This is a genomic window from Paraburkholderia sp. BR13439, assembly GCF_040948805.1.
GTDB classification, from domain to species: Bacteria; Pseudomonadota; Gammaproteobacteria; order Burkholderiales; family Burkholderiaceae; genus Paraburkholderia; species Paraburkholderia youngii.
Map to the genome: position 1 here is coordinate 63,075 of NZ_JBFPKN010000015.1, position 25,421 is coordinate 88,495.

21 protein-coding genes are annotated in these 25,421 nt (G+C 64.3%); 17 read left to right on the forward strand and 4 right to left on the reverse strand.

What is annotated here, in order from left to right:
- The first annotated feature begins 316 nt into the window (after positions 1-316).
- Positions 317-547, forward strand: coding sequence for a type II toxin-antitoxin system Phd/YefM family antitoxin (locus AB3X96_RS26820; protein ID WP_013093946.1), 231 nt, complete (start codon positions 317-319; stop codon positions 545-547).
- Complete coding sequence (locus AB3X96_RS26825) at positions 547-936, forward strand: type II toxin-antitoxin system VapC family toxin (protein ID WP_018433686.1); 390 nt, start codon at positions 547-549, stop codon at positions 934-936. Before AB3X96_RS26820 ends, AB3X96_RS26825 begins: the two co-directional genes overlap by 1 nt.
- On the opposite strand, the gene AB3X96_RS26830 is transcribed toward AB3X96_RS26825, so the two are convergent.
- A complete protein-coding gene (locus tag AB3X96_RS26830) occupies positions 915-1,991 on the reverse strand; it encodes a LacI family DNA-binding transcriptional regulator (RefSeq protein WP_309234952.1) in 1,077 nt (358 codons plus the stop codon). The genes AB3X96_RS26825 and AB3X96_RS26830 overlap by 22 nt on opposite strands.
- A 308-nt stretch (positions 1,992-2,299) precedes the next feature.
- Between AB3X96_RS26830 and AB3X96_RS26835 the strand changes: the two genes are divergently transcribed.
- The 12 genes from AB3X96_RS26835 (at position 2,300) to AB3X96_RS26890 (ending at position 18,268) form a co-directional block, all read left to right on the forward strand.
- On the forward strand, positions 2,300-3,532 hold the full coding sequence (locus AB3X96_RS26835; RefSeq protein ID WP_368592100.1) for an extracellular solute-binding protein: 1,233 nt from the start codon (positions 2,300-2,302) through the stop codon (positions 3,530-3,532).
- A 63-nt stretch (positions 3,533-3,595) separates the two neighbouring features.
- Positions 3,596-4,513: a sugar ABC transporter permease gene (locus AB3X96_RS26840; protein WP_312883693.1), complete on the forward strand. Its 918-nt coding sequence runs from the start codon at positions 3,596-3,598 to the stop codon at positions 4,511-4,513.
- A gap of 3 nt (positions 4,514-4,516) precedes the next feature.
- Complete coding sequence (locus AB3X96_RS26845; RefSeq protein WP_368592101.1) at positions 4,517-5,347, forward strand: carbohydrate ABC transporter permease; 831 nt, start codon at positions 4,517-4,519, stop codon at positions 5,345-5,347.
- Between the two features lie 69 nt (positions 5,348-5,416).
- Positions 5,417-6,547, forward strand: a complete 1,131-nt coding sequence (locus tag AB3X96_RS26850) for an ABC transporter ATP-binding protein (protein WP_368592102.1) — start codon at positions 5,417-5,419, stop codon at positions 6,545-6,547.
- A 281-nt stretch (positions 6,548-6,828) separates the two neighbouring features.
- Positions 6,829-9,234, forward strand: coding sequence for a glycoside hydrolase family 3 N-terminal domain-containing protein (locus AB3X96_RS26855; protein WP_368592103.1), 2,406 nt, complete (start codon positions 6,829-6,831; stop codon positions 9,232-9,234).
- Between the two features lie 65 nt (positions 9,235-9,299).
- Complete coding sequence (locus tag AB3X96_RS26860) at positions 9,300-10,067, forward strand: SDR family NAD(P)-dependent oxidoreductase (protein WP_368592104.1); 768 nt, start codon at positions 9,300-9,302, stop codon at positions 10,065-10,067.
- Positions 10,064-10,948, forward strand: coding sequence for an SMP-30/gluconolactonase/LRE family protein (locus tag AB3X96_RS26865; protein WP_368592105.1), 885 nt, complete (start codon positions 10,064-10,066; stop codon positions 10,946-10,948). Before AB3X96_RS26860 ends, AB3X96_RS26865 begins: the two co-directional genes overlap by 4 nt.
- A gap of 156 nt (positions 10,949-11,104) precedes the next feature.
- Positions 11,105-12,100, forward strand: coding sequence for a LacI family DNA-binding transcriptional regulator (locus AB3X96_RS26870; protein ID WP_368592106.1), 996 nt, complete (start codon positions 11,105-11,107; stop codon positions 12,098-12,100).
- Positions 12,101-12,280: 180 nt separating this feature from the next.
- Entirely contained in the window at positions 12,281-13,687 is a 1,407-nt protein-coding gene (locus AB3X96_RS26875) for an MFS transporter (RefSeq protein ID WP_368592107.1), read from the forward strand.
- A 42-nt stretch (positions 13,688-13,729) separates the two neighbouring features.
- Positions 13,730-15,514, forward strand: a complete 1,785-nt coding sequence (locus AB3X96_RS26880; protein ID WP_368592108.1) for an IlvD/Edd family dehydratase — start codon at positions 13,730-13,732, stop codon at positions 15,512-15,514.
- Positions 15,515-15,598: 84 nt separating this feature from the next.
- The gene (locus AB3X96_RS26885) at positions 15,599-16,786 is read left to right on the forward strand and encodes a fumarylacetoacetate hydrolase family protein (protein ID WP_368592109.1); all 1,188 of its coding nucleotides are present in this window, start codon (positions 15,599-15,601) and stop codon (positions 16,784-16,786) included.
- A gap of 39 nt (positions 16,787-16,825) precedes the next feature.
- Positions 16,826-18,268, forward strand: coding sequence for an aldehyde dehydrogenase family protein (locus AB3X96_RS26890; protein WP_368592110.1), 1,443 nt, complete (start codon positions 16,826-16,828; stop codon positions 18,266-18,268).
- A 153-nt stretch (positions 18,269-18,421) separates the two neighbouring features.
- Here the strand turns inward: AB3X96_RS26890 and AB3X96_RS26895 are convergent, their stop codons facing one another.
- The 3 genes from AB3X96_RS26895 to AB3X96_RS26905 form a co-directional block, all read right to left on the reverse strand.
- Entirely contained in the window at positions 18,422-18,688 is a 267-nt protein-coding gene (locus AB3X96_RS26895) for a DUF4148 domain-containing protein (RefSeq protein WP_176111596.1), read from the reverse strand.
- 199 nt (positions 18,689-18,887) lie between these two features.
- On the reverse strand, positions 18,888-19,721 hold the full coding sequence (locus AB3X96_RS26900; protein ID WP_368592111.1) for a DUF2182 domain-containing protein: 834 nt from the start codon (positions 19,719-19,721) through the stop codon (positions 18,888-18,890).
- Complete coding sequence (locus tag AB3X96_RS26905) at positions 19,721-20,482, reverse strand: DUF899 domain-containing protein (RefSeq protein WP_176378561.1); 762 nt, start codon at positions 20,480-20,482, stop codon at positions 19,721-19,723. The genes AB3X96_RS26900 and AB3X96_RS26905 overlap by 1 nt, the downstream gene beginning before the upstream one ends.
- A gap of 167 nt (positions 20,483-20,649) precedes the next feature.
- Here AB3X96_RS26905 and AB3X96_RS26910 point away from each other — a divergent pair, with 167 nt between their 5' ends.
- The 3 genes from AB3X96_RS26910 (at position 20,650) to AB3X96_RS26920 (ending at position 25,379) form a co-directional block, all read left to right on the forward strand.
- Complete coding sequence (locus AB3X96_RS26910; RefSeq protein WP_368592112.1) at positions 20,650-21,879, forward strand: helix-turn-helix domain-containing protein; 1,230 nt, start codon at positions 20,650-20,652, stop codon at positions 21,877-21,879.
- A 14-nt stretch (positions 21,880-21,893) separates the two neighbouring features.
- A complete protein-coding gene (locus AB3X96_RS26915; RefSeq protein ID WP_368592113.1) occupies positions 21,894-22,568 on the forward strand; it encodes a glutamine cyclotransferase in 675 nt (224 codons plus the stop codon).
- 414 nt (positions 22,569-22,982) lie between these two features.
- Positions 22,983-25,379, forward strand: coding sequence for an alkaline phosphatase family protein (locus AB3X96_RS26920; RefSeq protein ID WP_368592114.1), 2,397 nt, complete (start codon positions 22,983-22,985; stop codon positions 25,377-25,379).
- The last annotated feature ends 42 nt before the right edge of the window (positions 25,380-25,421 follow it).

Sequence of the window (25,421 nt, forward strand, 5' to 3'; positions counted from 1 at the left end):
ATGGCGGCGGCGAGTAGGGGCCATTAACATCCGCTAACGTTAAGGGTAACGTTCCGGCTGTTTACATCTATTCGAAGAGCTAAAACAGCTAAAACACGGAGCAGACCTTGAAATCCGAGCCGGGTTGCGCGGTTACGGCAATCGTCGCCGCGAGTTGGACGGGAGTTCGAGGGAGCTCCTGGGAGTAGGTTGGGAAGAAGTGCCTGAGAGCAAGGTTGATAAAGAATGTCGGGCCGCGCATCGCGGGCGTTCGCATGCGCGCGCGTCGGCCCGACACAAAAAATAACCGTTGGAATTTTGCTGGGTGGAGAGCGTCATGGAAAAGCGAGTATCTAAAGCCATCTTCAAGTCCCGGGCCTGCGAGCTGTTCCGTCAGGTCGAGGCATTGGGCGAAACCGTGGTCGTCACCGACCGCGGGCAACCCACCATCGAAATTCGGCCGTATCGCAGCAAACAGGAAAATCCGCTCGAGCTGCTGCGCGCGTCGATTACGCATTTCAATCTGAAGCATGCGTTGCAACCGGTCACCGCCGACCAGGAAGAGTAATGATCACGCTCGACACGCTTGCGCTCGTGTGCTGGCTCGGCAGGCAGAAAGCGCTGAGCCAGGCCGCGCACGATGCGATCGATCGGGAGCTCGCCGGCGGCGAGATCCTGATCTCGGCGATCAGCGCGTTCGAAATCGCGGAGTTCGTGAAGGTCGGCAGTCTCGGGCTGTCGATGGACGCGCGCAGCTGGATGTCGACGTTTCTGTCGCTAGACGGCGTGCGGATGATTCCGGTCGACACCGAGATCGCGTTTCGCGCGGCCACGCTGCCGCCTTCGCTCAGCTTGCATCAACGCCTGATCGTCGCGACCGCGCGCACGCATGGCGGCGCGCTCGTGACTTCGGATGCGAAGGTGCGCGCGTCGACTTACGTCGAAACGATCTGGTGACGGCCGCGGCGCTGCTTGGTGCGGACAGGGCCGGTGGAATCGCGCACCACCAGTTCCGCCGGCAGCGTGATGCGCTGCGAAGCGGCGTCGATCCCGGCGATTTGCGCGAGCAGCGTGTTGACCGCCGAGCGCGCCATTTGCTGGAACGGTTGACGGATCGTGGTGAGCGCCGGGTGAAACTGCTCGGACATCGGGATGTCGTCGAAGCCGATCACCGAGATGTCGTCCGGCACGCGCAGGCCGGCTTCGCGAATTGCGGCGATTACGCCGAACGCGCTCTGGTCGTTGGCCGTGAAGATCGCGGTGGGGGGCTCGGCGAGGTTCAGCAGATCGAACGTGACGTCGAACGCCATCATTTGCGACAGGTCGCCCGCGGCGACCAGCGAGTCTTCACGCGGCAGGCCGAGACGAGCCAGCGTGTCGTGATAGCCGCGTTGCCGGTCGCGCACACCTTCGATCGTTTCGTCGCCCGCCAGAAACGCGATGCGCTTGTGACCGAGCTCCGCCAGGTGTTCGACCGCGAGACAGGCGCCGCCGTAGTTGTCGACCGACACCGACGGGAAGCCCGTCAGCGTGCCGCGCTGATCGACGACGACGACCGGCACCTTCGCGGTGGCGAGCGCCTCGAGGCACAGCGACTCGCGCGGAAGAATCGCGAGGATGCCGTCGGAGAATTGCTGGATCAGTCCGAGCAGGTCGTGATGCGTATGACGATCTTCGTCGAACACCGTGTAGACCAGCATCTCGCAGCCCGCGCCACGCGCCGCGCGGCCCGCGCCGAGAATCAGTTCGCTGGAGAATTGCGTGTCGAGCGTCGGCGTGATGATGCCGATGATGCCATTGCGGCCACCCGACAGTTTCTGCGCGGTGCGGTTGACGACGTAACCGATGTCCGACGCGATTCTCAGTACTTCGTCACGGGTTTCGCGCGACACGCCAGGACGGCCGTTCAGAGCGCGCGATGCGGTCATCTGGGACACCCCGGCAAGCTTGGCGACGTGCTCAAGCGTGGGGGTTTGTCTTGCCATGCGGGTCGGAGCTGTGCGAGAGGTCATTGGATGGGTCGACTCGCTAATCGCGTTAGCGATACCGTTTATGTAGTCGCTATTCTAGCAGAACCCGATATATTTCCGCTTTCCCGCAATCAATCAATCTTATACAGGTGTTGCGTCGCAGCCCGCCGAGACCAGGTAAAATCCCGCATAGCCTTACTTCCCGCGTCGACCTAACATTCACTAACGTTAAGGCTAACGTTAACGTTTCGGCAGTTTCTTAAAAATCCAGAAGAGGGGACACACACATGGCGTACCCGGCGTTGTTTAAAGCGCGGTCCATTGTCGGCGCGACGGCGCTGCTGTTTTCGTTGTCAGCAGTTGTTTCGAACGCCCTAGCGGCGGACTCCAAGACGATCACGGTATGGGACCAGCAGACCAATGCGTCGTCGAGCAAGATCATTCGCGACGCGTCGGATCGATTCGAAAAGGCGGTTCCGGGCTACAAGGTCGAGAATTCGCATGTGCTGAACGAAGCGTACAAGACGAAGCTGAAGGTCGCTTTCGGCGCGAACCAGCCGCCGTGCGTGTTCGAGAACTGGGGCGGCGGCGGCCTGCACGAGTACGTGAAGTCCGGCCAGATCGCCGACCTGACGCCGTACCTGACCAAGGACCCGGCGTATCGCAACCGCTTCATGCAATCGTCGTGGGATGTCACTACATTCGACGGCAAGACCTACGGTGTTGCTGCCGAAAACGCAGCGGCCGCGGTGATTTTCTACAACAAGGAAGTTTTCAAGAAGTACGGCATCTCGCCGCCGAAGACGTGGGATGAACTGATGCACGTCGTCGAGGTGCTGAAGTCGCACAACGTCGCAGCGTTCTCGCTCGCGAACAAGAACAAGTGGACCGGATCGATGTACTACATGTACCTCGTCGACCGTATCGGTGGTCCGCAAGTCGTGAAGGATGCGATCGAAGGCAAGGGCAAGGGCTTCGAAGATCCGGCCTTCGTCGAAGCCGGCAAGCGCATTCAGGAACTCGTGAAGGCTGGCGCGTTCGCACCGGGCATCAACGGTCTTGATTACGACTCGGGTGCTTCGCGCCGTCTGCTGTACACAGGCAAGGCTGCCATGGAGCTGATGGGCGCCTGGGAAGCTTCGACGATCGCCAACGAAAATCCGACGTTCTCGAAGGATCTCGACTTCTTCCCGTTCCCGAGCGTGCCGGGTGGCAAGGGTGATCCGCGTGACCTGATCGGCACCGTCGGCGATGGCTTCCTGAGCATCTCGGCCGAGTGCAAGACGCCGGACGCAGCGTTCAAGCTGATCCAGTCGCTGACCGACGAACAGGCGATGCAGGCTCGCGCATCGGATGACCACAAGCTCCCGCCGGTCAATAACGTCAAGATCGACGATCCGTTCACGCAGCGTCTGCAGAAGCTGCTTGCCGCGGCTCCGAGCGTGCAGCTCTGGTACGACCAGGCACTGCCGCCGGCTCTCGGTGAAATGCACAAGGACACGACGCAGGCGCTGTTCGGCCTGTCGGTGACGCCTGAAGCTGCTGCGCAGCAAATGGAAGCCGCTTTGAAGAAGGGCGGTTGATCTTCTCCAGTCTTAAAGAAAAGTCCGACCGGCACCGCAAGGTGCCGGTCGGCATACAAGCCCGTGAATATCGCACTTTCCGCTACTCCCGAACGCCGGCTGAGATTCTCATCGCAAACGCTCGTCACGGTGGTGTTTCTTGCACCGTCGCTGCTGCTGCTGGCCGTGTTCCTGCTCTATCCGCTCGTCTCCAGCCTGCGGCTGTCGCTGCTCGACTGGAACGGCCTCGGCAACACTGCCCGTTATATCGGGCTCGCGAACTGGGAGCGGCTCGCGCACGACATGGTGTTCTGGCAATCGCTGCGGAACAACGTGATTCTTGCTGTCGCATCGATCGTCATCCAGCTTCCGATCGCGCTCGCGCTCGCCGTGCTGCTGGAAAAGGCCGGCCGTGGCTCGCGCTTGCTGAAGGTTCTGTATTTCCTTCCTCTGTTGATGTCGAGCGTCGCGATCGGCGTGCTGTTCAAGCAAATCTACGATCCGAATTTCGGTCCGGTCAACGTCGCGCTGCAGGCATTCGGGCTCGATGGCCTCGCGAAGGACTGGCTGGGCGACCCGCATTTTTCGCTGGGCGCGACGATTGCCGTGATCATCTGGCAGAACGCGCCTTTCTACATGATTCTGTTCCTCGCCGGGCTCTCGTCGATGCCGGCGGAAGTCAACGAGGCTGCGCTGCTCGACGGCGCATCCGAGTGGACCATTTTCTGGCGTATCAAGCTGCCGCACCTGCAAGGCACGGTGCGCACGGCAGTGCTGCTGTCCGTGCTCGGCTCGCTGCGTTACTTCGATCTCGTCTTCGTCATGACCGGTGGCGGCCCCGAAGGCTCGTCCGAGGTGATGGCCACCTACATGTATCGCACGGTGTTTAGTTCGTTCCAACTCGGCTACGGCAGCACCATCGGCTCGGCGATGTTCCTTATCGTCATCACGGTGGCGGCGGTGTCGATGTACTTCACCCGCCGTTATGCAACCGAGGTCTGAACCATGAACAAGAAACTACGCTTCCCCCGCGTCGGGATTCCTCTGCTGGCACTGATCTGGCTGGCCGTCACGACGATTCCGTTTCTCTGCATGGTCGCGTCGAGCCTGAAGAGCCAGGAGGAGACTTTCGCGACGTCCGTGTGGGCGCCCCCGAGCCACCTGTACTGGGGCAATTACGCGGCTGTGCTGCAGGGGCCGTTCTTCACTTATTTCCGTAACAGCGTGTTCACGGTGGGCGTGTCGGTGCTGCTGATCGTCATCATCAGTGCGATGGCGGCCTACGTGTTTGCGCGCATGCGCTTCTCGCTGAACAAGACGCTGTTCGGACTGGTGGTCGCCGGCATGATCGTGCCGCTGCATGCGACGCTCGTGCCGATCTATCTGCTCACGCGCAACCTCGGCCTCTACGACACCGCGTTCGCGCTGCTCGGCCCGTATGTCGCGCTCAGTCTGCCGGTGTCGATCTTCATCCTGACCGAGTTCATGCGCCAGATTCCGCGCGAGCTCGAAGAAGCGGCGCAGCTCGACGGCTGCAGTCCGTTTCGCATCTTCTGGCGGATTTTCTTCCCGCTTTCGGCACCGGGGCTCGCCACTGTGACAATCTTCAACGGCATTGGCCTGTGGAACGAGTTCATCTTCGCGTACATGCTCACGTCGACGGCCGAGCACCGCACGCTGCCGCTCGCGATCTGGGACTTCATGGGGCAATACGCGTCGAACATTCCTTCGATGCTGTCCGTCCTCGTGCTCACCTCGTTGCCGCTGATCGTTGCCTATGCGTTCGGTCAGGAGCGCGTGATCAAGGGGATGATGGCTGGCTCGCTCAAGGGCTGATCCGCATCGCACACCACCTCGAATCGTGTGGGCCGCAGTGGCCCGCACACCGAACTTCGCAAAAACGACATGGCAAGCATCTCTCTCACTAACGTACAGAAGTCCTATACGAGCGGTAACTCGGTGATCCGCGACGCCAACCTCGAAGTCGGCAAGGATGAATTCTGCGTATTCCTCGGGCCGTCTGGCTGCGGCAAGTCCACGCTGCTGCGCATGATTGCCGGCCTCGAATCGATCACCGACGGCGAACTGCGCATCGACGGTGAACTGATGAACAACGTCGAACCCGCGAAGCGCCAGGTAGCGATGGTGTTCCAGAACTACGCGCTGTATCCGCATATGAGCGTGTACGAGAACATGGCGTTCGGTCTGCGTCAGGCGAAAATCGACAAGGCCATCATCGACAAGAAAGTGCGCAGCGCCGCTGCCGCACTGCAACTCGACAGCTATCTCGAGCGCCGCCCCGCTGCGCTGTCCGGCGGCCAGCGCCAGCGCGTGGCGATCGGCCGCGCGATCGTGCGCGAGCCGGGCGTGTTCCTGTTCGACGAGCCACTGTCGAATCTCGACGCCGCGCTGCGCGTGCAAACGCGTACTGAAATCGCCCGTTTGCATCGCGAGTTCAACCGCGCGAGCGCGGTGTACGTCACGCACGACCAGATCGAAGCAATGGCGCTCGCCGACAAGATCGTGCTGCTGCACGCCGGCGCGGACATGGAAAAACACGGCAGCATCGCGCAGATCGGCGCGCCGCTCGATCTGTATCACCGGCCGAAGAGCCGCTTCGTCGCGGGCTTCATCGGTTCGCCGAAGATGAACTTCATGCCGGCCACGGTCCTCGCGGTCGACGAAAAGGGCATTCATGTCGAACTGACCACCGGCGAGCGCGTGCGCGCCGAGGTCGACGGCCGCAAGCAGCGCGTCGGCTCGCAGGTCACGCTCGGCATCCGGCCGGAGCATCTCGCCCTGCCGTCGGCGCAGCCGGGCGTGCAGTCGATTCGCTGCGCCGTGCGTCTGGTCGAGCGGATGGGCGAGCACAGCTACGTGCACGTGGACGGTGGCGTGCGAGACGGCAACGCGATGATCGCCAAACTGCCCGGCGACGGTGGCGTGAACCACGACGAACGCGTCGAGTTGGCGTTCGCACCGCACGCGTGCCACGTATTCGACGACAAGGATTTCGCGCTGCCGCGTCTGCACTGATCCGCTTGTGACCGCGCTTCGCTGCGCGAAGCAGGCAAGCGCGGTCCCACTGAACCGCGTCGCTAGACGCACCGAACGACCCGCAGCCGATCAAACACCGCGAATCTAGAGTCGCGGCCGCGTTCGGTCGATTAGCAGGACTGCGAAGTACGGAAAGTTATCTGAAATGGAACCGGATGGCTCCGGGCCGAAGCAACGCCCTGCCGCACGCTTGTCAGGAACAACGGATTTGTCGGCGCTTCAAGCGCTTCGTACACCAGGATAAATAAAAGGAGTTTTCGATGTTGCTTCGCCAAAGTGAGATGCCGCTTTACCGCAGTCCCGCCGCAGCCGTGGAAGAGCGCGTGGCCGATCTGCTCGCGCGCATGACACTCGACGAAAAGATTGCGCAGCTTCATGCCGCGTGGCTGGTGCTGTCAGCCGATGGCAATCACAAGGCGCGTAGCATCGATTTCGCGCAGAGTGCCAACCAGATCACGGTCGACGAAATCTTGCAATATGGCCTCGGCCAGATCACGCGTCCGCTCGGCACGCATACGGTCGAACCGAAGGAGGGCGTGCGCGCGCTCAACGAACTGCAGCGCAGGATGGTCGAAGACACGCGCCTTGGCATTCCGGTGATGGCGCACGAGGAGTGCCTCGTCGGCCTCATGATCAAGGACGCGACGCTGTTCCCGTCCCCGTTGAACTATGCAGCGACTTGGAATCCGCGACTGGTCGGCGAAGTCGGCACGATCATCGGCGAGCAGGCGCGTTCGATCGGCTGTCACCAGGGGCTCGCGCCGGTGCTCGACGTGTCGCGCGATCCGCGCTGGGGCCGCACCGAGGAGACGCTCGGCGAAGACCCGTATCTGGTCGGCGTGCTCGCGTGCCATTACGTGAAAGGCTTGCAAGGCGAACAGCGCGATTTGCTCGCGACGCTCAAGCATTTCGTCGGTCATTCGGCGAGCGAAGGCGGCCGCAATCATGCGCCGGTGCATGTCGGTCCGCGCGAGCTCAACGACGTGTTCATGCTGCCGTTCGAAATGGCCGTGAAGCTCGCGAACGCGGGCTCGGTGATGCCCGCGTATCACGACGTCGATGGCGTGCCTTGCCATGGCGATCGCACGCTGCTGCACGACACGCTGCGTGAGAAGTGGGGCTTCGACGGTCTCGTCGTCGCGGATTACGCGGGCGTGGATCTGCTTTACAGCCATCATGCGGTGGCGCGCGACAGCGCTTCGGCCGCGGCTCTCGCGTTCAACTCCGGCCTCGACGTCGAGCTGCCGGGCCACGAGTGCGCGGTTCATCTGAAGGAGGCGCTGGAGCGCAACGAGATCACCGAAGCGACGATCGACACCGCCGTCTCGCGCGTGCTGCGCGTGAAATTCCAGCTCGGCCTGTTCGAGAATCCGTACGTCGATCCCGAACGTGTCGACGTGAAGAGCGCGGCCGCGGGCGATACCGCGTATCAGGTCGCGCTCGAATCGGCGGTGCTGCTGCGCAATCAGGGCGACGTGCTGCCGCTCGACGCGAACGGCGCCGACAAAATCGCGGTGATCGGCCCGACCGCCGACGATCCGCTCGCGCTGCTCGCCGGCTATAGCTTCCCGGTGCATCTGATCAACAGCGGCGAGCAGTCCACTGCTTCGATCGCGACGCCGCTGCGTTCGCTGCGCGCGTTGCTCGGCAATGAGCGCGTGATTCACGCGCAGGGCTGCGACATCATCAAGGAACGCCGCGCGGGCGCGCCGGTGTTCCCGGGCGACGTGTCGCTCGATCTGACCGGCGACGCGCATTGCGACGAGCTGATCAGCAAGGACACCGACGGCATCGCGGCTGCGGTCGAGGCCGCGCGGCAAGCGGGCGTCGCGCTGGTGTTCGTCGGCGATCTGGCGGGCCTGTTCCAGTCCGGCACGGTCGGCGAAGGGTCCGATACCGACAGCCTCGACCTGCCGGGCGTGCAGCAGGCGTTGCTGCAGGCGGTGGTCGACAGCGGCACGCCGACGGTCGTCGTCATGACGGGCGGCCGCCCGTACAATCTCGGCGGCCTCGAAGATCGCATCGCCGCGCAGATCATGGCGTTCGCGCCGGGGGAGCGCGGCGCCGAAGCGCTGGCCGATCTGCTGGTGGGCCGCGCCAACTTCAGCGGCCGCCTGCCGCTGTCGGTGCCGAAGAGCGCGGGCGCCGTGCCGTACGTGTATAACCATCGTCTGAAAAGCGCTGGAACGCCGATTGCATACCATTTCGGTTGCCGCTATCCGTTCGGCTTCGGTCTCGGCTATACGCAGTTCCGTTACGGCGATCTCGCGCTCGCGCACAGCGAAGTGCCGATCGAAGACGGGACGATCGAGCTGAGCTTCACGCTCGACAACATCGGTGCGCGCGACGGCACCGAGATCGTGCAGATCTACGTGCGTGACCGTCACGCGTCGGTCGCGCGGCCGGTGCGCGAGCTGAAAGCGTTTGCGCGCGTGCCGCTCGCGGCCGGTGCCTCGGCGCGTGTGCGCGTGAAGCTGCCGGTCGATATGCTTAACTTCACCGACGCGCGCGGCGAGCGTATCGTCGAGCCCGGTGATTTCGATCTGCTCGTCGGCAGTTCGAGCCGCGACATTCATCTGAGCGGCACGGTCGCGGTCGCGGGCTCCGCGACCAGAACGCTCGAACGCAACTGGCGCATGCTGAGCGAAGTCGAGATCGTGGCCTAAGCGGCGGGTCGGGGCGGCGAGTGCCGCCCTGTGTGTGGTCCTACTCGTTTCAAGTGGAAAATCTGATGTCGTACGCAACCTATCCAAGCCTGGCGGACAAAACCATCGTCGTAACCGGCGGCGGCAGCGGGATCGGCGCCGCGATCGTCGAGGCCTTCGCGCAGCAAGGCGCGCGCGTGTTCTTCCTCGACGTCGCCGAGCACGATTCGCTCGCGCTGCAGGAAACGCTTCGCCACGCGAAGCATCAACCGCTGTTCCGCCGCTGCGACCTGAAAAATGTCGATGCAATCGAAAGCACGTTTGCGGCCATCGTCGAAGCGGCAGGTCCGATCGACGTGCTCGTCAACAACGCCGGCAACGACGACCGGCACGAAATCGGCGATCTCACCGCGAGCTACTGGGACGACCGTATCGCGGTGAATCTGCGCCACCAGTTCTTCTGCGCGCAAGCCGCCGCGAACGGCATGCGTCGCGCGGGGCACGGCGTGATCCTGAATCTGGGCTCGGTGTCTTGGCATCTCGCGCTGCCGAACCTCGCGATCTATATGACGGCCAAGGCGGGCATCGAAGGGCTCACGCGTGGACTCGCGCGCGATCTGGGCGGCGCGGGCATCCGCGTGAACTGCATCATTCCGGGCGCGGTGAAGACGCCGCGGCAGATGCAGCTGTGGCAATCGGCGGAGAGCGAAGCGAAGGTCGTCGCGAGTCAGTGTCTGCAACTGCGCATCGAGCCCGAGCACGTCGCGCGCATGGCGTTGTTCCTCGCGTCCGACGACGCGTCGCGCTGCTCCGGCCGTGATTACTTCGTCGACGCAGGGTGGTACGGAGAATGAGCATGCCGGTACCTGTGTGCGTATGGGCGGTCGGCGCCGAACTGGCTGAAGGGCCGCTGTGGCAGGCCGCCGAGAACGCCGTGTATTTCGTCGATATCAAGGGGCGCCGGATTCATCGGCTGTCCGTCGCGACCGGCGAGCAGCGGACGTGGCAGGCGCCCGACCAGCCCGGTTTTCTGGCGCCGCTCGCTAACGGCACGTTCGTGTGCGGGCTGCCAGGCGGCCTGCATCGCTTCGATCCGGCGAGCGGGGAGTTCAGCAAGCTCGCCGACGTCGAACCGCATCTGCCGGGCAACCGCCTGAACGACGGTTTCGTCGATGCCCAAGGGCGCTTGTGGTTCGGCTCTATGGACGATGCCGAAGAGGCGCCGAGCGGCACGCTGTATCGCGTGAACGAGCGAGGCGCGGCGATCGCGCAGGACGATGACTACGTGATCACGAACGGCCCGGCGATGAGCCCGGACGGCCGCACGCTGTATCACAACGACACGATGCGGCGCGTGGTCTATGCGTTCGACGTCGCCGCGGACGGCACGCTGTCGGGCAAGCGCATCTTCGCCGCGATCTCGGGCGACGGCCATCCCGACGGCATGGCCGTCGATGCCGACGGCTTCGTGTGGATCGCGCTGTTCGGCGGCTGGCGGATCGAGCGTTACTCACCGGCGGGCGAACTGGTCGATCAGGTGCCGTTGCCGTGCGCGAACGTGACGAAACTCGCGTTCGGCGGCGACGATCTGCAAACCGTCTATGTGACGACCGCATGGAAGGGGCTGACTGCCGTCGAGCGCCAGCATCAGCCGCAGGCGGGCGGGCTGTTCTCGTTCCGAGCACCAGTGGCGGGACAGGTTCATGCTCGCTGCACGGTGGGCTTCGAGCGTTAAGACGACAAAACACAGCGACAGGACAAGCCGCAATACGCAACCCTGACGTTGCCTGGTCGCTCCGCAAGGAGCGGCCCGCTATCATGTGCGTTCCATGACTTCCGCGCATTCGCCCCGATTCCTATCATGACGTCCAGGCCGCCAGTCCCGCCCCGCATGTCCGATGTTGCCGAACGTGCGGGCGTCTCGAAGATGACCGTGTCGCGCGTGCTCGCGGGCCGCAACGTGTCGCAAGCGACCCGCGAACGCGTGCAAAAGGTCATCGACGAACTCGGTTACGTCGCCGATGCGGCGGCGGGCGCGCTGTCGTCGGGACGCTCGGAGTTCGTCGCGGTGCTGGTGCCGTCGCTGTCCAGCTCGAACTTCTCCGACACCGTGCGCGGCCTGAATGCCGCACTGAACCCGCATGGTCTGCAACTGCTGCTCGGCGATACGGACTACCTGCTGGAACAGGAAGAACTGCTGGTGCGCTCGATGCTGCGCCACCAGCCTCGCTGCGTCGCTTTGACGGGCGGCCGGCACACCGACGCGACGCGCATGCTGTTGCAGCGCGCCGGTATCCCGGTCGTCGAAATGTGGGATTTGCCCAGCGATCCGATCGATACGGTCGTCGGCTTTTCGAACTCGGCGGCGGCGCGCGCGATGGTCCGCCATCTGCACGAGCGCGGTTATCGCCGGATCGGCTTTATCGCGGGCGCCAGCGAGCGCGACCGGCGCGGGCACGACCGGATGCGCGGCTACGTCGCCGAAGTCAAGGCGCTGGGCCTCGGCGAGCCGCGCGTGATCCGGCTTGGCGATTCGCCGATCACGATGAGCCACGGCGCGCCGGCGATCAGCGCGTTGCTGGACACGTGGCCCGATACCGAGGCCGTGATGTGCGTGAGCGACATGTCGGCGTTCGGCGCGATCATGGAGTGCCATCGGCGCGGGCTGTCGGTGCCGGGCGACATCGCGGTTGCCGGTTTCGGCAACTTCGAGGTGTCGTGGTGCTGTCAGCCGAGCATCACGACGGTATCGGTCGATGCGTACGGCATCGGCCTGCGCGCCGGCGAGACGCTGCTCGCGGCGCTCGCTGACCGCGAAGCCGGCGGCGTGCATCGCAGGAAAGCGGTGAAGATCGATTTCACGGTGATTGCGCGCGATAGCGCGTAATGGGCGCGTCGCTGAATTCGCAAGCCGCGAACGCGTCGAACTCCCCTTAATCAGACAGATCAGGGATATCCCTTGGTTGTCCGGACGGTAAGCCGGGCGTAACATCCACAGCCAGAAATGTTACCGGTAACTTTGCCGGCAACGGCATTTGCCGACAAAAACACGCTGATGGAGAAACGAATGACCGCTGTACCGTCCGCCATCGCCGCGTCCACCGCGCGCGTCGACGAGTTCGAGGAAAGGACCTATCGCAAGGTCGTGCGCCGGCTGCTGCCGATACTTTTGCTGTGCTATGTGGTTGCGTATCTGGATCGCGTGAACGTCGGCTTCGCGAAGCTGCAGATGCTCGACGATCTCGGCCTGTCCGACACGATGTACGCGATCGGCGCGAGCGTGTTTTTCTGGGGCTATTTCATCTTCGAAGTGCCCAGCAACGTGTTTCTGCATCGCTACGGCGCGCGTTTCTGGATCGCGCGCATCATGTTCACGTGGGGGCTCGTGTCGATGGCGCTCGCGTTCGTCGCGCCGCTCGCGCAGATCGCGCACGTCGAAACCGCGACGATGTTCTACATCCTGCGCTTCCTGCTCGGGCTCTGCGAGGCCGGCTTCTTCCCCGGCGTGATTCTGTATCTGAACTTCTGGTTTCCCGCGCAGCGCCAAAGCCGCGTGATGTCCGGCTTTCTGATCGCGATGCCGGTCAGTCTGATGCTCGGCGGGGTCGTGTCGGGCTGGCTGATGGAACATACGGCGGGCCTGCTCGGCTATCAGGGCTGGCAATGGATGCTGCTGATCGAGGGCGTGCCGTCGCTGCTGACCGCGTTCGTCGTGTACTTTTCGCTCGACGACGGCATCGACCGCGCCCGCTGGCTCACGCCGCAGGAAAAGAGCCTGCTCGCGGCGAATCTGCAGCGCGAGAGCGCGCACAAGACCGCGCTCTTCGGCTCGGCGGTGCGCGATCCGCGCGTCTGGCTGCTGGTCGCGATCTTGCTCACGTTCAATACCGGCTTCTACGGCCTCGCGTTCTGGCTGCCGTCGATCATCAAGGCGACCGGCGTGCAGGACCCGCTGCATATCGGCCTGTTGACCGCGATCCCGTACGGCGTGGCGATCGTCGCGACGCTCGCGAACGCCGCGCATTCGAAGAAGACCGGCGAGCGGCGCCTGCATGCGGCGATTCCGGCGCTGATCGGCGGAGTCGGTCTGATCATGAGCGCGGCTTTGGCGCATCATGTGGTGTGGGCGATCACGTTTCTGACGATCGCCACCGCTGGCATCCTCGCGTTGATGCCGATTTACTGGACGTTCCCGGGGCAGTTGCTGTCGGGCGCCGCGGCGGCGGCCGGCATCGCGATGATCAACGCGATCGGCAATCTGTCCGGATTTACTGGTTCGATGATCACCGCCGTGGCCAAAAACCTGACCGGCGACATCAACAACGGCACCTACGCACTCGGTGCGTGTCTGCTGGTCAGCTGCGTGCTGATCCTGCTCGTGCCGCGCACGATGCTGACGCGGGCCACGTCGAATGAAGACAGCGCGCCTGGCCGCGAGACGGCGCGCGCACGGAAACACGCAGAGCACGCATAAGCGCGTATCAGCAACCCTCACCCAGACAGAGAGACACGCATCATGTCAGCATCCACCCCGCGCCGACTGCGCAGCCAGGAATGGTTCGACGATCCCTCGCATGCGGATATGACGGCACTGTACGTCGAGCGATTCATGAACTACGGTCTGACGCGCGAAGAGCTGCAGTCGGGCCGGCCGATCATCGGCATCGCGCAGACGGGCAGCGATCTCGCGCCCTGCAACCGGCATCACATCGAACTGGCGGCGCGCACGAAAGCCGGCATTCGCGACGCGGGCGGCATTCCGATGGAGTTTCCGGTGCATCCGCTCGCCGAGCAGAGCCGCCGGCCGACCGCCGCGCTGGACCGCAATCTCGCGTATCTGGGTCTCGTCGAAATCCTGCACGGCTTCCCGCTCGACGGCGTGGTGCTGACCACCGGCTGCGACAAGACCACGCCCGCGTGCCTGATGGCCGCGGCCACCGTCGACATGCCGGCGATCGTGCTGTCCGGCGGCCCGATGCTCGACGGCTGGCACGACGGCAAGCGCGTCGGCTCGGGCACCGTGATCTGGCATGCGCGCAATCTGCTCGCGGCCGGCGAGATCGACTACGAAGGCTTCATGGAGCTGACCACCGCATCGTCGCCGTCGATCGGTCACTGCAACACGATGGGCACCGCGCTGTCGATGAATAGCCTCGCCGAAGCGCTCGGCATGTCGCTGCCCGGCTGCGCGAGCATTCCGGCCGCATATCGCGAGCGCGGCCAGATGGCCTACGCGACCGGCAAGCGCATCGTCGACCTCGTGCGCGAGGACGTGCGGCCGTCGAAGATCATGACGAAAGAAGCGTTCGAAAACGCGATCGTGGTCGCATCGGCGCTCGGCGCGTCGACCAACTGCCCGCCGCATCTGATCGCGATCGCGCGGCACATGGGCGTCGAGCTGAGTCTCGACGACTGGCAGCGCGTCGGCGAGCAGGTGCCGCTGATCGTCAACTGCATGCCCGCGGGCGAGTATCTCGGCGAGAGCTTCCATCGCGCGGGTGGCGTGCCGGCCGTGATGCACGAGCTCGCGAAAGCCGGCCTCGTGCACGAGGAATGTCTGACGGTGTCGGGCCGCACGATGGGCGAAATCACGGCCGCCGCGCCGACGCCGGATCGCGAGGTGATCAGGACGACCGACGATCCGCTGAAGCACGGCGCGGGCTTCATGGTGCTGTCGGGCAACTTCTTCGACAGCGCGATCATGAAGATGTCGGTGGTCGGCGATGCGTTCCGCAAGACCTATCTGAGCGAGCCGGGTGCGGAGAACACCTTCGAAGCACGCGCGATCGTGTTCGACGGCCCCGAGGACTATCACGCGCGCATCAACGACCCGACCCTCGAAATCGACGAGCATTGCATTCTCGTGATTCGCGGCACCGGCACGGTTGGCTATCCGGGCAGCGCCGAGGTCGTCAACATGGCGCCGCCGGCGGCGCTCGTGCGCCAGGGCATCACGTCGCTGCCCACACTGGGCGACGGCCGGCAGAGCGGCACGTCCGCGAGCCCGTCGATTCTGAACATGTCGCCGGAAGCGGCGGTGGGCGGCGGCCTCGCGCTGTTGCGCACGAATGACCGCATCCGTGTCGATCTGAACTCGCGCAGCGTCAACGTACTGGTCGACGAAGCCGAACTCGCGCGACGCCGCGAAACCGTGAAGTTCGAGATTCCGGCCGCCCAAACGCCGTGGCAGGAGCTGTACCGCAAGACGGTCGGCCAGCTTTCGACCGGCGGCTGTCTGGAACCGGCGACGCTTTATCTGAAGGTGATTGCCGAGCGCGGCAATCCACGGCATTCGCATTGACCTGCAGGTGACAAGGCCGGACTTCGCACGCAATGCGACGCCCGGCCTTGCCCGTTTCTCCACTTATTCGAAAGAGCCCATCCCATGTCCGCAACTTCCTCCTCCAGCTTTCTTCCCGGCGATCTGAACGACGCGCTGCTGATCGGCCGCGTGTGGCGCAAGACCGAGCAGCATGAAGGACCGTGCGTGGTCGTCGTGCGCGGCGGCGAGGTGTTCGATATCACCGCGAGCGTGCCGACCACCGCCGATCTATTCGAACGCGACGATGCCGCGCAATTTGCGCGCAGCGCGCCGGGCGCGCCGCTCGGGCCGGTCGCGCAACTGATCGGCGCAAACCTGCCGGGCGCGAGCACCCCCGCCGTGCGCCTGCTCGCGCCGTGCGACGTGCAGGCGATCAAGGCCTGCGGCGTCACGTTCGCGGTGAGCCTGATCGAGCGCGTGATCGAGGAGCAGGCCGGCGGCGATCCGGCGAAGGCGAAGGAAGTGCGCGAGACGATCGCATCGACGATCGGCACCGATCTGTCGAAGATCAAGCCGGGCTCGGAGGCCGCGATGAAGCTGAAGGCCGAGCTCGAGCGTCGCGCTGCGTGGTCGCAATACATGGAAGTCGGCATCGGTCCGGACGCCGAAGTATTTTCGAAATCGCAGCCGATGTCGGCGGTCGGCTTCGGCGCGGACGTCGGTCTGCTCGCCGCGTCGGTTTGGAACAACCCGGAGCCGGAGATCGTGCTCGCGGTGAATAGCCGCGGCAACATCGTCGGCGCGACGCTGGGTAACGACGTGAACCTGCGCGACATCGAAGGGCGCTCGGCGCTGTTGCTCGGCAAGTGCAAGGACAACAACGGCTCGTGCGCGATCGGCCCGTTCGTGCGGCTGTTCGACGACACCTTCTCGCTCGACTCGGTGCGCAGCGCGAGCGTGTCGCTGCGCGTCGAAGGCACCGACGACGAGTTCGTGCTCGACGGCGTGAGCCATATGAGCGAGATCAGCCGCGACCCGGCCGACCTCGTCGCGCAGACCTGCGGCCGTCACCATCAGTATCCGGACGGCTTTATGCTGTTCCTCGGCACGATGTTCTCGCCGATCAAGGACCGCGACGCGCCCGGCGCCGGGTTCACGCATCACCTCGGCGACCGCGTGACGATTTCGACGCCGCAGCTCGGCGCGCTGACCAACACGGTGCGCCTGTCCACCGAAATCGAACCGTGGACGTTCGGCGTGCGCGCGCTTTATCGCAACCTCGCGGCTCGTGGCCTGCTGGTTGCTCAATAACTGGATTGTCGCTGCAATTTTCGAAAGGAGAATCAGGACATGAGTCAATTTGCAAACTACATCGACGGACAGTGGGTCGACGGCGCGAGCGTATCGCGCAACGTCAATCCGTCGAATCTCGACGACGTGATCGGCGAATTCGCGCAAGCCGACGCCGAACAGACGCACCGCGCGATCAGCGCCGCGCGCAAGGCTTTCGCGACGTGGTCGCTGTCCACGCCGCAGCAGCGCTTCGACGTGCTCGACCAAGCGGGCAGCGCGATCCTCGCGCGCAAGGCAGAGCTCGGCAAGCTGCTCGCGCGTGAAGAGGGCAAGACGCTGCCCGAGGCGATCGGAGAAGTGGGCCGAGCCGGCCAGATCTTCAAGTTTTTCGCGGGCGAAGCGCTGCGCGTCGGCGGCGAAATCGTGCCGTCGGTGCGGCCGGGCATGACGGTCGAAATGACGCGCGAACCGGTTGGCGTGGTCGGCCTGATTACGCCATGGAACTTTCCGATCGCGATTCCGGCGTGGAAGATCGCGCCGGCGCTCGCGTACGGCAATACGGTCGTCATCAAGCCGGCCGATCTGGTGCCGGGCAGCACGTGGGAGCTGGTCAAGATCATCGCCGAGGCTGGCGCGCCGGCGGGCGTGATCAACCTCGTGATGGGCCGCGGCTCGGTGGTCGGCGAGGCGCTGGTGTCGTCGCCGCACGTGGATGCGATCAGCTTTACCGGTTCCGTCTCGACGGGCCGCGCGATCGGCGCGAAGTGCTTCGAGTCGGGCAAGAAATTCCAACTCGAAATGGGCGGCAAGAATCCGATGGTCGTGCTCGACGACGCCGATCTCGATGTCGCGGTCGAAGCCTGCATCAACGGCGCGTTCTACTCGACGGGCCAGCGTTGCACGGCATCGAGCCGGCTGATCGTCACCGCGGGGATCTACGACCGCTTCATCGACGGCATGAAGGCGCGCATGCGCGCGCTGAAGGTCGGCGATGCGCTCGCGGACGGCACGCAGATCGGCCCAGTCGTCGACGACAAGCAACTGCAGCAGGACGAGCGCTATCTGGCGATCGCGCGCGAAGAGGGTGGCACGGTGTTCGGCGGCGAGCGCGTCCAAGGCGTGACGCCGGGCAACTTCCTCGCGCCGGCGCTGGTCACGGAGACGACCTCGGCGATGCGCATCAACCGCGAAGAGGTGTTCGGGCCGGTCGCGTCGGTGATCAAGGTCAAGGACTACCAGGAAGCGCTCGCGGTCGCTAACGACACCGAGTTCGGTCTGTCGGCCGGCATCTGCACGACGTCGCTGAAGTACGCGAGTCATTTCCGCCGCCATGTGCAGGCGGGCATGGTGATGGTCAACACCGCGACCGCGGGGGTCGATTATCACGTGCCGTTCGGCGGCAGGAAGGGATCGAGCTATGGTCCGCGCGAGCAGGGCGCGTACGCCCGCGAGTTCTATACGTCGGTGAAGACCGCGTATATCAACCCGGGCGCGGTCTGACGCGACCCTAGCAGGGCTTCCCAAAACGGAACTGGCCCGCCATCGCATTCAATCGCGATGGCGGGCCAGCAGGGGAAGCTGCAAGAGCGCTATGGCAAAGCGCTCCGGCAGGTACAGCTACATCAACGGCAACCTTCCAACCGGGAACGCGGCTTACTGCGCTGCGCGGCCCTGTTGCGACGAACCGCTGGTCACGCCGCCGACCGCGCTGTTTTGCGCCGCGACGCGGGCTTCGGCAGCCTGAATGTTCGACGGATATTCGTTCGGGTTCGAACGCGCAGGGTTGTAGCCGGCCTTTTCGATCTGAACCAGCTCTTCACGAACTTGCGCGCGGGTCAGCGGCTGGTTCGATTGAGCGAAAACAGCAACCGGAGCAGCGAGGGTAGCGGCGATAACGACAGCTTGAACGAGCGATTTCATTTTTTACTACCTCCAGGTTTTGTCTTGTTAGGCTGCGAAACCGTTTGTTTGCAGCAGTGATGACAGTCTAGGAGGAGTCGGAACTAGGGTAAATACCTAATTCCTGAACTCACTGTTTCCATAACTAAAACAATATTGGGGCGGCAAGGCTGTCGAGCCTCGATTTGCGAAGCGATCGACGGTGGATCGGGCGCGTGTATCAGCCGGCTGACACGGCTTGGACAAGCAGCCAGCCAGCGACTCCGATGGCTATGGCGCCGATCGCCCGTGCGACGCCTGCGCCGTCCGGCGCCACTCGCTCGGCGGTGATGGCGGCCGTCATGGCAGCCATCAAGCGCAAATCAGTCATGCCGGCGACCAGCAGGATCGCCGTCAACCCCGCGCAGCAACCGGCACAATCCACCCCGATGCGCAGCCCGTAGCGCCACGCGCTTGCCGCGTCGGCGGCGAGGCTCGGTGTCGCGCGACAGCAGGCGAGGCGGCGCGTTTTCCACGTGCTGAACTGCAATGCGCCAGCGAGCAGGACGACCACGCCGGCCGCCAACGGCACCGAACGAGCGAGAGCTAGCCACCGCAACTCGAGCGTCGCGAGCGACGCACCGAGCGCAAACACGGCCGCGCCGAGCGCAGTCCATACGACGGCATACGCGCTGCTCACCAGCACCGTCAGCAGCGCCAGTCGCCCCGCGCTCACCCGCGCGCCGACCGCGTCGCGATAGCGCAGCAGCATCGGCATCAACGACGGCAGCATCATCGCCGCCATCATCACGATCCACATGCCGATGAACGACGCCGCGGTGCGGGCCCACGTGCGCCCGCAAGTCGGCATCCACAGCGTCGACATTGACCAGCCGCCGGGCATCGGCAGCGCGCCCATCGCCGACATCGACGCGTTGTGCGCCAGTGTCGCCGCGACGCTCGCGATGAACACCAACGCGCAGACGCCGACGAACACGCGCTGCGATGAGCGCATCGCGCGCCATGCGGAGAAGTGCTGCCCGCTCATGCAGGCAGCGCGCACGAGCGGGCCCATCACCGCTCGTACTCGTCGTGACGGCGCCACCAGATGCCTGTCTCGTTGCGTCCCTTCGGCGCGCGATCGAGCCACTGGTACATGCCCCACAGCGCATCGACGCCGCGCGCGTAGGTCGAATACGTGTGATAGACGACGCCGTCTTCGAGCACGAACGCGCTCATGCCGGGCCGGTCGCGCGAATAGGTGGCCGCGTCGGTGCCGCAGGTCGCCGCGAATTGCGCGACGGGTTCGGGCGTGGGACTCACGTCCATCGCGTGACTGTTGCGTGCGTAGTTGTATTCGATGTCGCCGGCGCGCTGCTGTGCTTCGGTGAACGAGACATTGAAGTCGAAATTGAAATCGCCGCTTGCCGACGACGCCCATGGAAACGTCCAGCCCATGCGCCGCTTATAGGCCTGCAACTTCTCGAGCGGCGCGCGCGACACCGCCATCAGCATCACGTCGTGATGCGCGAGATGCACGGCGAAGCCGCCGAAGCCGTCCGCGATCGACGAGCACGACGGGCAGCCCGCCTTATAGTCGGGTCCGAACATGAAGTGGTAGACGAGCAGCTGCGAACGTCCGCTGAACAGCTCGGCGAGCGACGCGCTGCCTTCGTCGGTATCGAAGCGGTAGGCCTTATCGACCTTCACCCACGGCAGCGCCTGGCGTTGCCGCGCGAGCTCGTCGCCGTGTCGCGTGTGGGCTTTTTCCGCGTCGAGCAGCGCGCGTCGCGCGTCGAGCCACTGTTCGCGTGTTCCGACCGGATGCGTGGTCATCGTGGGTTCCTCCGTGGGTCGTGCCGCGCCGCGCGAGCTCTTGCCCGAAGGCGTCGGTGACGGTTGATGGTCGTGCTAGATTAGGACCGGGCATCGATCGGGTGGGAGTGACAAGTGTGGCGGGATTCGCTTGATGCATTGACGTGCTACGCGCGGACTCGCACGCCGTGGACGCGCTGATTGCGGCGGCGGCGCGCGCGCTCGCGGCCGGCGATCCGCTCGGCGCGCTCGACCGCGTCGCGTTGCGCGACGACGCGCCGGCGCTCGCGCTGCGCGGCATTGCGATGGCTCAGCTCGGCGATTTCGTGCGCGCAAGGGCGCTGGTGCGCGGCGCCGCGCGCGCGTTCGGCGCGCAGCATGCGGTCGCGCGTGCGCGCTGCGTGGTCGCCGAAGCGGAGATCGCGTTCGCGTCGCGCGATCTCGCATGGCCCGCCAGAACACTCGATGCCGCGACCGCCACGCTCGACGCGCACGGCGACCGCGTCAATGCCGCGCATGCGCGGTATCTGGCGGCGCGGCGTCTGCTGCTGATCGGCCGTCTCGACGAAGCGGAGCGCAAGCTTGCCGCGCTCGATCCCCGGCCGTTTCCGCCCGCGTTGCGTGCCGCGCATGAGCTGGTGGTCGCGGGGGTCGCGCTGCGGCGTTTGCGCAGCGGCGCCGCCCGTGCCGCGCTGGCGCGGGCCGCACGCGCGGCACGCGAGGCCGGCATCCCGGCGTTGATCGCGGAAGTCGAAAGCGCTTCGGCCGCACTGAGCGAGCCGGCGGCGCGCATGATCGCGCGTGGCGAAGAAGAACCGATCCTGCTCGATGAAATCGAGAAGCTGCTGACCTCGACCCAGGCAGGCGGTCCGCTCATCGTCGATGCTTGCCGCTACGCGATCCGCGACGCCAACGCGGCGATTGCACTGGCGAGCCGACCAGTGTTGTTCGCGCTTGCCCGCATGCTCGGCGAGGCATGGCCCGACGACGTGCCGCGCGACGCGCTCGTCGCACGCGCGTTCCGCGCCAAACGCGCCGACGAATCGCATCGCGCGCGGCTGCGCGTCGAGATCGGCCGGCTGCGCGCGGCGCTCGGCACGCTCGCGAGCGTCAGCGCGACGACGCGCGGCTTCGCGCTCGCCCCGCGGCAAGCGCGCGAGGTCGTCGTGCTGGCGCCGCCAGTCGAAGGCGAGCATGCGGCGCTGCTCGCGTTTCTGTCGGATGGCGAATCGTGGTCGAGTTCCGCGCTTGCCCTCGTGCTCGGCGCGAGTCAGCGCACCGTGCAGCGCTCGCTCGACTCGCTCGCCGAGGCCGGCAAGGTGCAGCCGGTGGGCGAGGGGCGCGCGCGCCGCTGGATGACGCCGCCGCTCGCCGGATTCGCGACGGCTCTGTTACTCCCTTCCCCGTTCCCTTCGTGATTAGGATGGTCATCATGAACCACTCTGCCGCCAGAATCGTCCGCGAATATGGGCCCTTTACGGGCGTCGATAAAGTGCATGGAGTCACTTACGACGGCCGGCAGGTGTGGATCGCGACCGGCGAACGACTCGACGCGTTCGATCCGGCTAGCGGCGAGACGCTGCGTTCGATCGCGGTTCCCGCCGACGCGGGCACGGCCTTCGACGGCGAGCACCTGTTCCAGATCGCGAATGGCCGCATCCAGAAGATCGATCCGCAGAGCGGCCGTGTGCTGTCGACGATCGCGGCGCCCGGCGACGGCGGCCACTCCGGGCTGACTTGGGCCGAAGGTTCGCTGTGGGTCGGTCAGTATCCCGAACGGAAAATCTATCAGATCGATCCGGACACTGGCGCGGTGTTGCGCACGATCGAATCGAATCGCTTCGTGACCGGCATTACGTGGGTCGACGGCGAGCTATGGCATGGCACGTGGGAAGGAGACGAGAGCGATCTGCGGCATATCGATCCGCGCACGGGCGAGGTGCTCGAGAGCGTCGAGATGCCTGCCGGCGCGGGTATCTCCGGACTCGAATCGAACGGCGCGGATCTGTTCTTCTGCGGCGGCGGCAGCAGCGGGCTCGTTCGTGTCGTGCAGCGTCCCGCGCGAAATAGCGGTTCGCAAATGACGGTCGATTCGACGAGCAAGTGAGTCATCACTTAAATAGCCGGCGTCGTTATTGGTCCTGGTATTTGTTTATTTGTACTCGTCGATAACTTAATTCATCGATAGTAAGAAAACGAAATATTTCTTTTCGTTACTCTTATCGCGCCTGTCGTCCCTCTTCCTGCGAGGGCGTCTTTCCTGAAAGGGCATCGTTTTTTCAAACCTGTATGCATTGGTTCGCCTCACGCGAGGCGAATCGGGAGTACTTTGTGCTGCTTCCCCGTGCATTGCGTCTTTTCAAAAAAGATGTGAACTGAACCAAGTCAGGTTGCCACGCTAATCCTTATCGTGAGCAGACATACTTTTTACACAAACCCTACATATTATTCGCTCGTTTTACTGAGTCTTGCCCCCGATAAAAGAAGCGGTTGCCGAAACAATTCACACAGGGTCCTCCAAATGTCATCGCATCACAAAATGCGTCCAGCGCTTTGTCTAACTTCCGTTGCCGCTGCCTGCGTGCTCGCAGCTTGCGGCGGAAATTCGGACAGCCCCTCTGCCACGACCTACTCGGGCGTGGTCGCCGCAGCTGCTTTCGTCCCGGGCAGCGCGACCGGTAACCCGAACCTGAAGGCCGGCTACTACGCCGGTGCCACCGTGTTCGTCGATGCCAATGGCAACGGTGTGCTCGACAACGGCGAAGCCTCGGCGAAAACCGACGCCAACGGCCATTTCTCGTTGACCACGACCGCCTCTGGTCCGCTCGTCGCCGACATCACGACCTCGGCCACCAACACGGCATCGGGCGCGAAGGTGGCGAGCCACCTGATCTTGCGCGCTTCGGCCGACCAGATCGCCGACCAGGGCGCCGGCAAAGTCGTGATCAGCCCAATGTCGAGCGAAGTGCAGCGCCTCGTCGAAGCCAACGGCACCAAGTACGCGACCGAGAAGGCTAATCTGTCGACCCGTCTGTCAGGTCCGTCGTTCAACAACGCCGCGGTGACGGTTTCCGGCACCGACGCCCTGGCCGACGTCAACACGCTGTCCGGCGCCGAGCAGTACGCCGTGCTGTTCGAAGACAACGCACTGACCAACCGCTACACCTACGCCACCACGAAGCTCGATCGTGGCGATATGTACCCGGACAACCTCGCTGTCAAGGGCGGCGATCCCCGTCTGGTTGGGACGAGCGCCACCGCGGCGAACATCGTCACGCCGCTCGAGAGCCAACAGCGGATCACGTTCGCGCAGGCACAGCAGGCCGCTTTCAACATCGAGGGCATCCCGGCCTACGACAATGTCTTCATCATCGTCGAAGAGAACAAGTCGACGGACGCGATTCTCAACAACTCGCGGGCTCCGGCGATCAACAAGCTGCTCAGCACGTACAACCAGCTGACGACCTACTACTCGACCGGTAATCCGTCGGAGCCGAACTACACGGCTATGGGCGGCGCCGACGACTACGGCATTACCGACGACAACTGGTGGGGCTGCGGTGCCACTGGTGCCTATGCCATCAAGGACGTTGCCTTTAACGGCGGCACTTCTTCCGACGGTCAACTGCTTCCGGCTACCGGCGTGCTTCCACCGCAGGACAGCGCCCACCTCGCCGGTTTCAGCACGACCAGCGGCGCTGCCTGTAGCGTCAACCCGACCTCCGGTACGGTTCACAACGTGCCCGGCGACAACCTGTTCACGTTGCTGTCGAAGGCCGGTTTGACCGCGCGTACCTACAGCGAATCCATGAACCCTGGTCAGGACGTGCGCGCCGACAGCGTTGCGCAAAGCGTCTCGAAGGCGTACAGCGGCACCGCCATCGACGGCACGGTTATCCAGGATAGCCAGGCCTACCCGATGCCGGGCGGTCTGTACAAGGTCAAACACGGTCCGTCGATCGCTTTCCAGGACGCGCGCAGCCTGCCGGAGTTCTACGCCGACAACCGCACGATCTTCGGCACGCAGTACAACGAAGCCGACTGGAAAAGCACGTCTCCGTACTCGAGCGCCAACGGTGGCACCTACGACACGTCGAAGTGGATCTACGACCAGTTCAGCCTCGACCTGGCCAAGGGTGACGTCGGCAACATCAACTTCATCGTGCCCGACCAGTGCGACGACATGCACGGTGTCGGTACGGACACGGAGACCTGTAACGGCGGCGCGAACAGCAACAACGGTCAGAACGCCAGCATCACGCGGGCCGACATCTATCTGAACAATGTCGTCACCGCGATAAAGAACTCGGCGCTCTGGAAGAACCCGCAGAAGCGCGTTGCGATCGTCGTGATGTTCGACGAAGGTGAAGGTTCGTCCACGTCCTGCTGTGGCTGGAACGCAGGTGGCAAGACCTCCGGTGCAGCACCGCTGGTGATCAGCAACGGCGCTGTGACCAAGCCGACGGCGCCGAGCGGCTACGCAAGCGGCAACATCGGCCACGGCAACTCGATCTTCGGCGTTATCACCAACCAGCAAGACGTCGGTACGGCGGCCAAGGGCATCGTCGACAGCGACGCGTACAGCCACTTCTCGCTGGTGCGCACGCTGCAGGACATGTTCCAGGTCGCCGATCCGGCGGTCGATGCCTCGTATGTGAACCGCGCGAAGTACACGGAAGCGTTCATTCTGCAGAACATCGCGAACCTTCCCGAGTTCACGGGCAGCGCCGATACGCACTTCGACTCCGTTCGTCCGATCAACCACGCCTACGTGATCCCGGCTGGCCACGTGCAGAAGCTGAATCCGGCGGACATTACGGGCGTCAAGGACAACAGCGGCAACCTGATCAGCACGACCGCGCTGACGACGCAGACGGGACCGGACGCAACGCAGAAAAACATCTGGTCGCTGAAGTAAGCGTGTGGTGATGCTTAAAACTACCCGATCAGGCGGTAGATA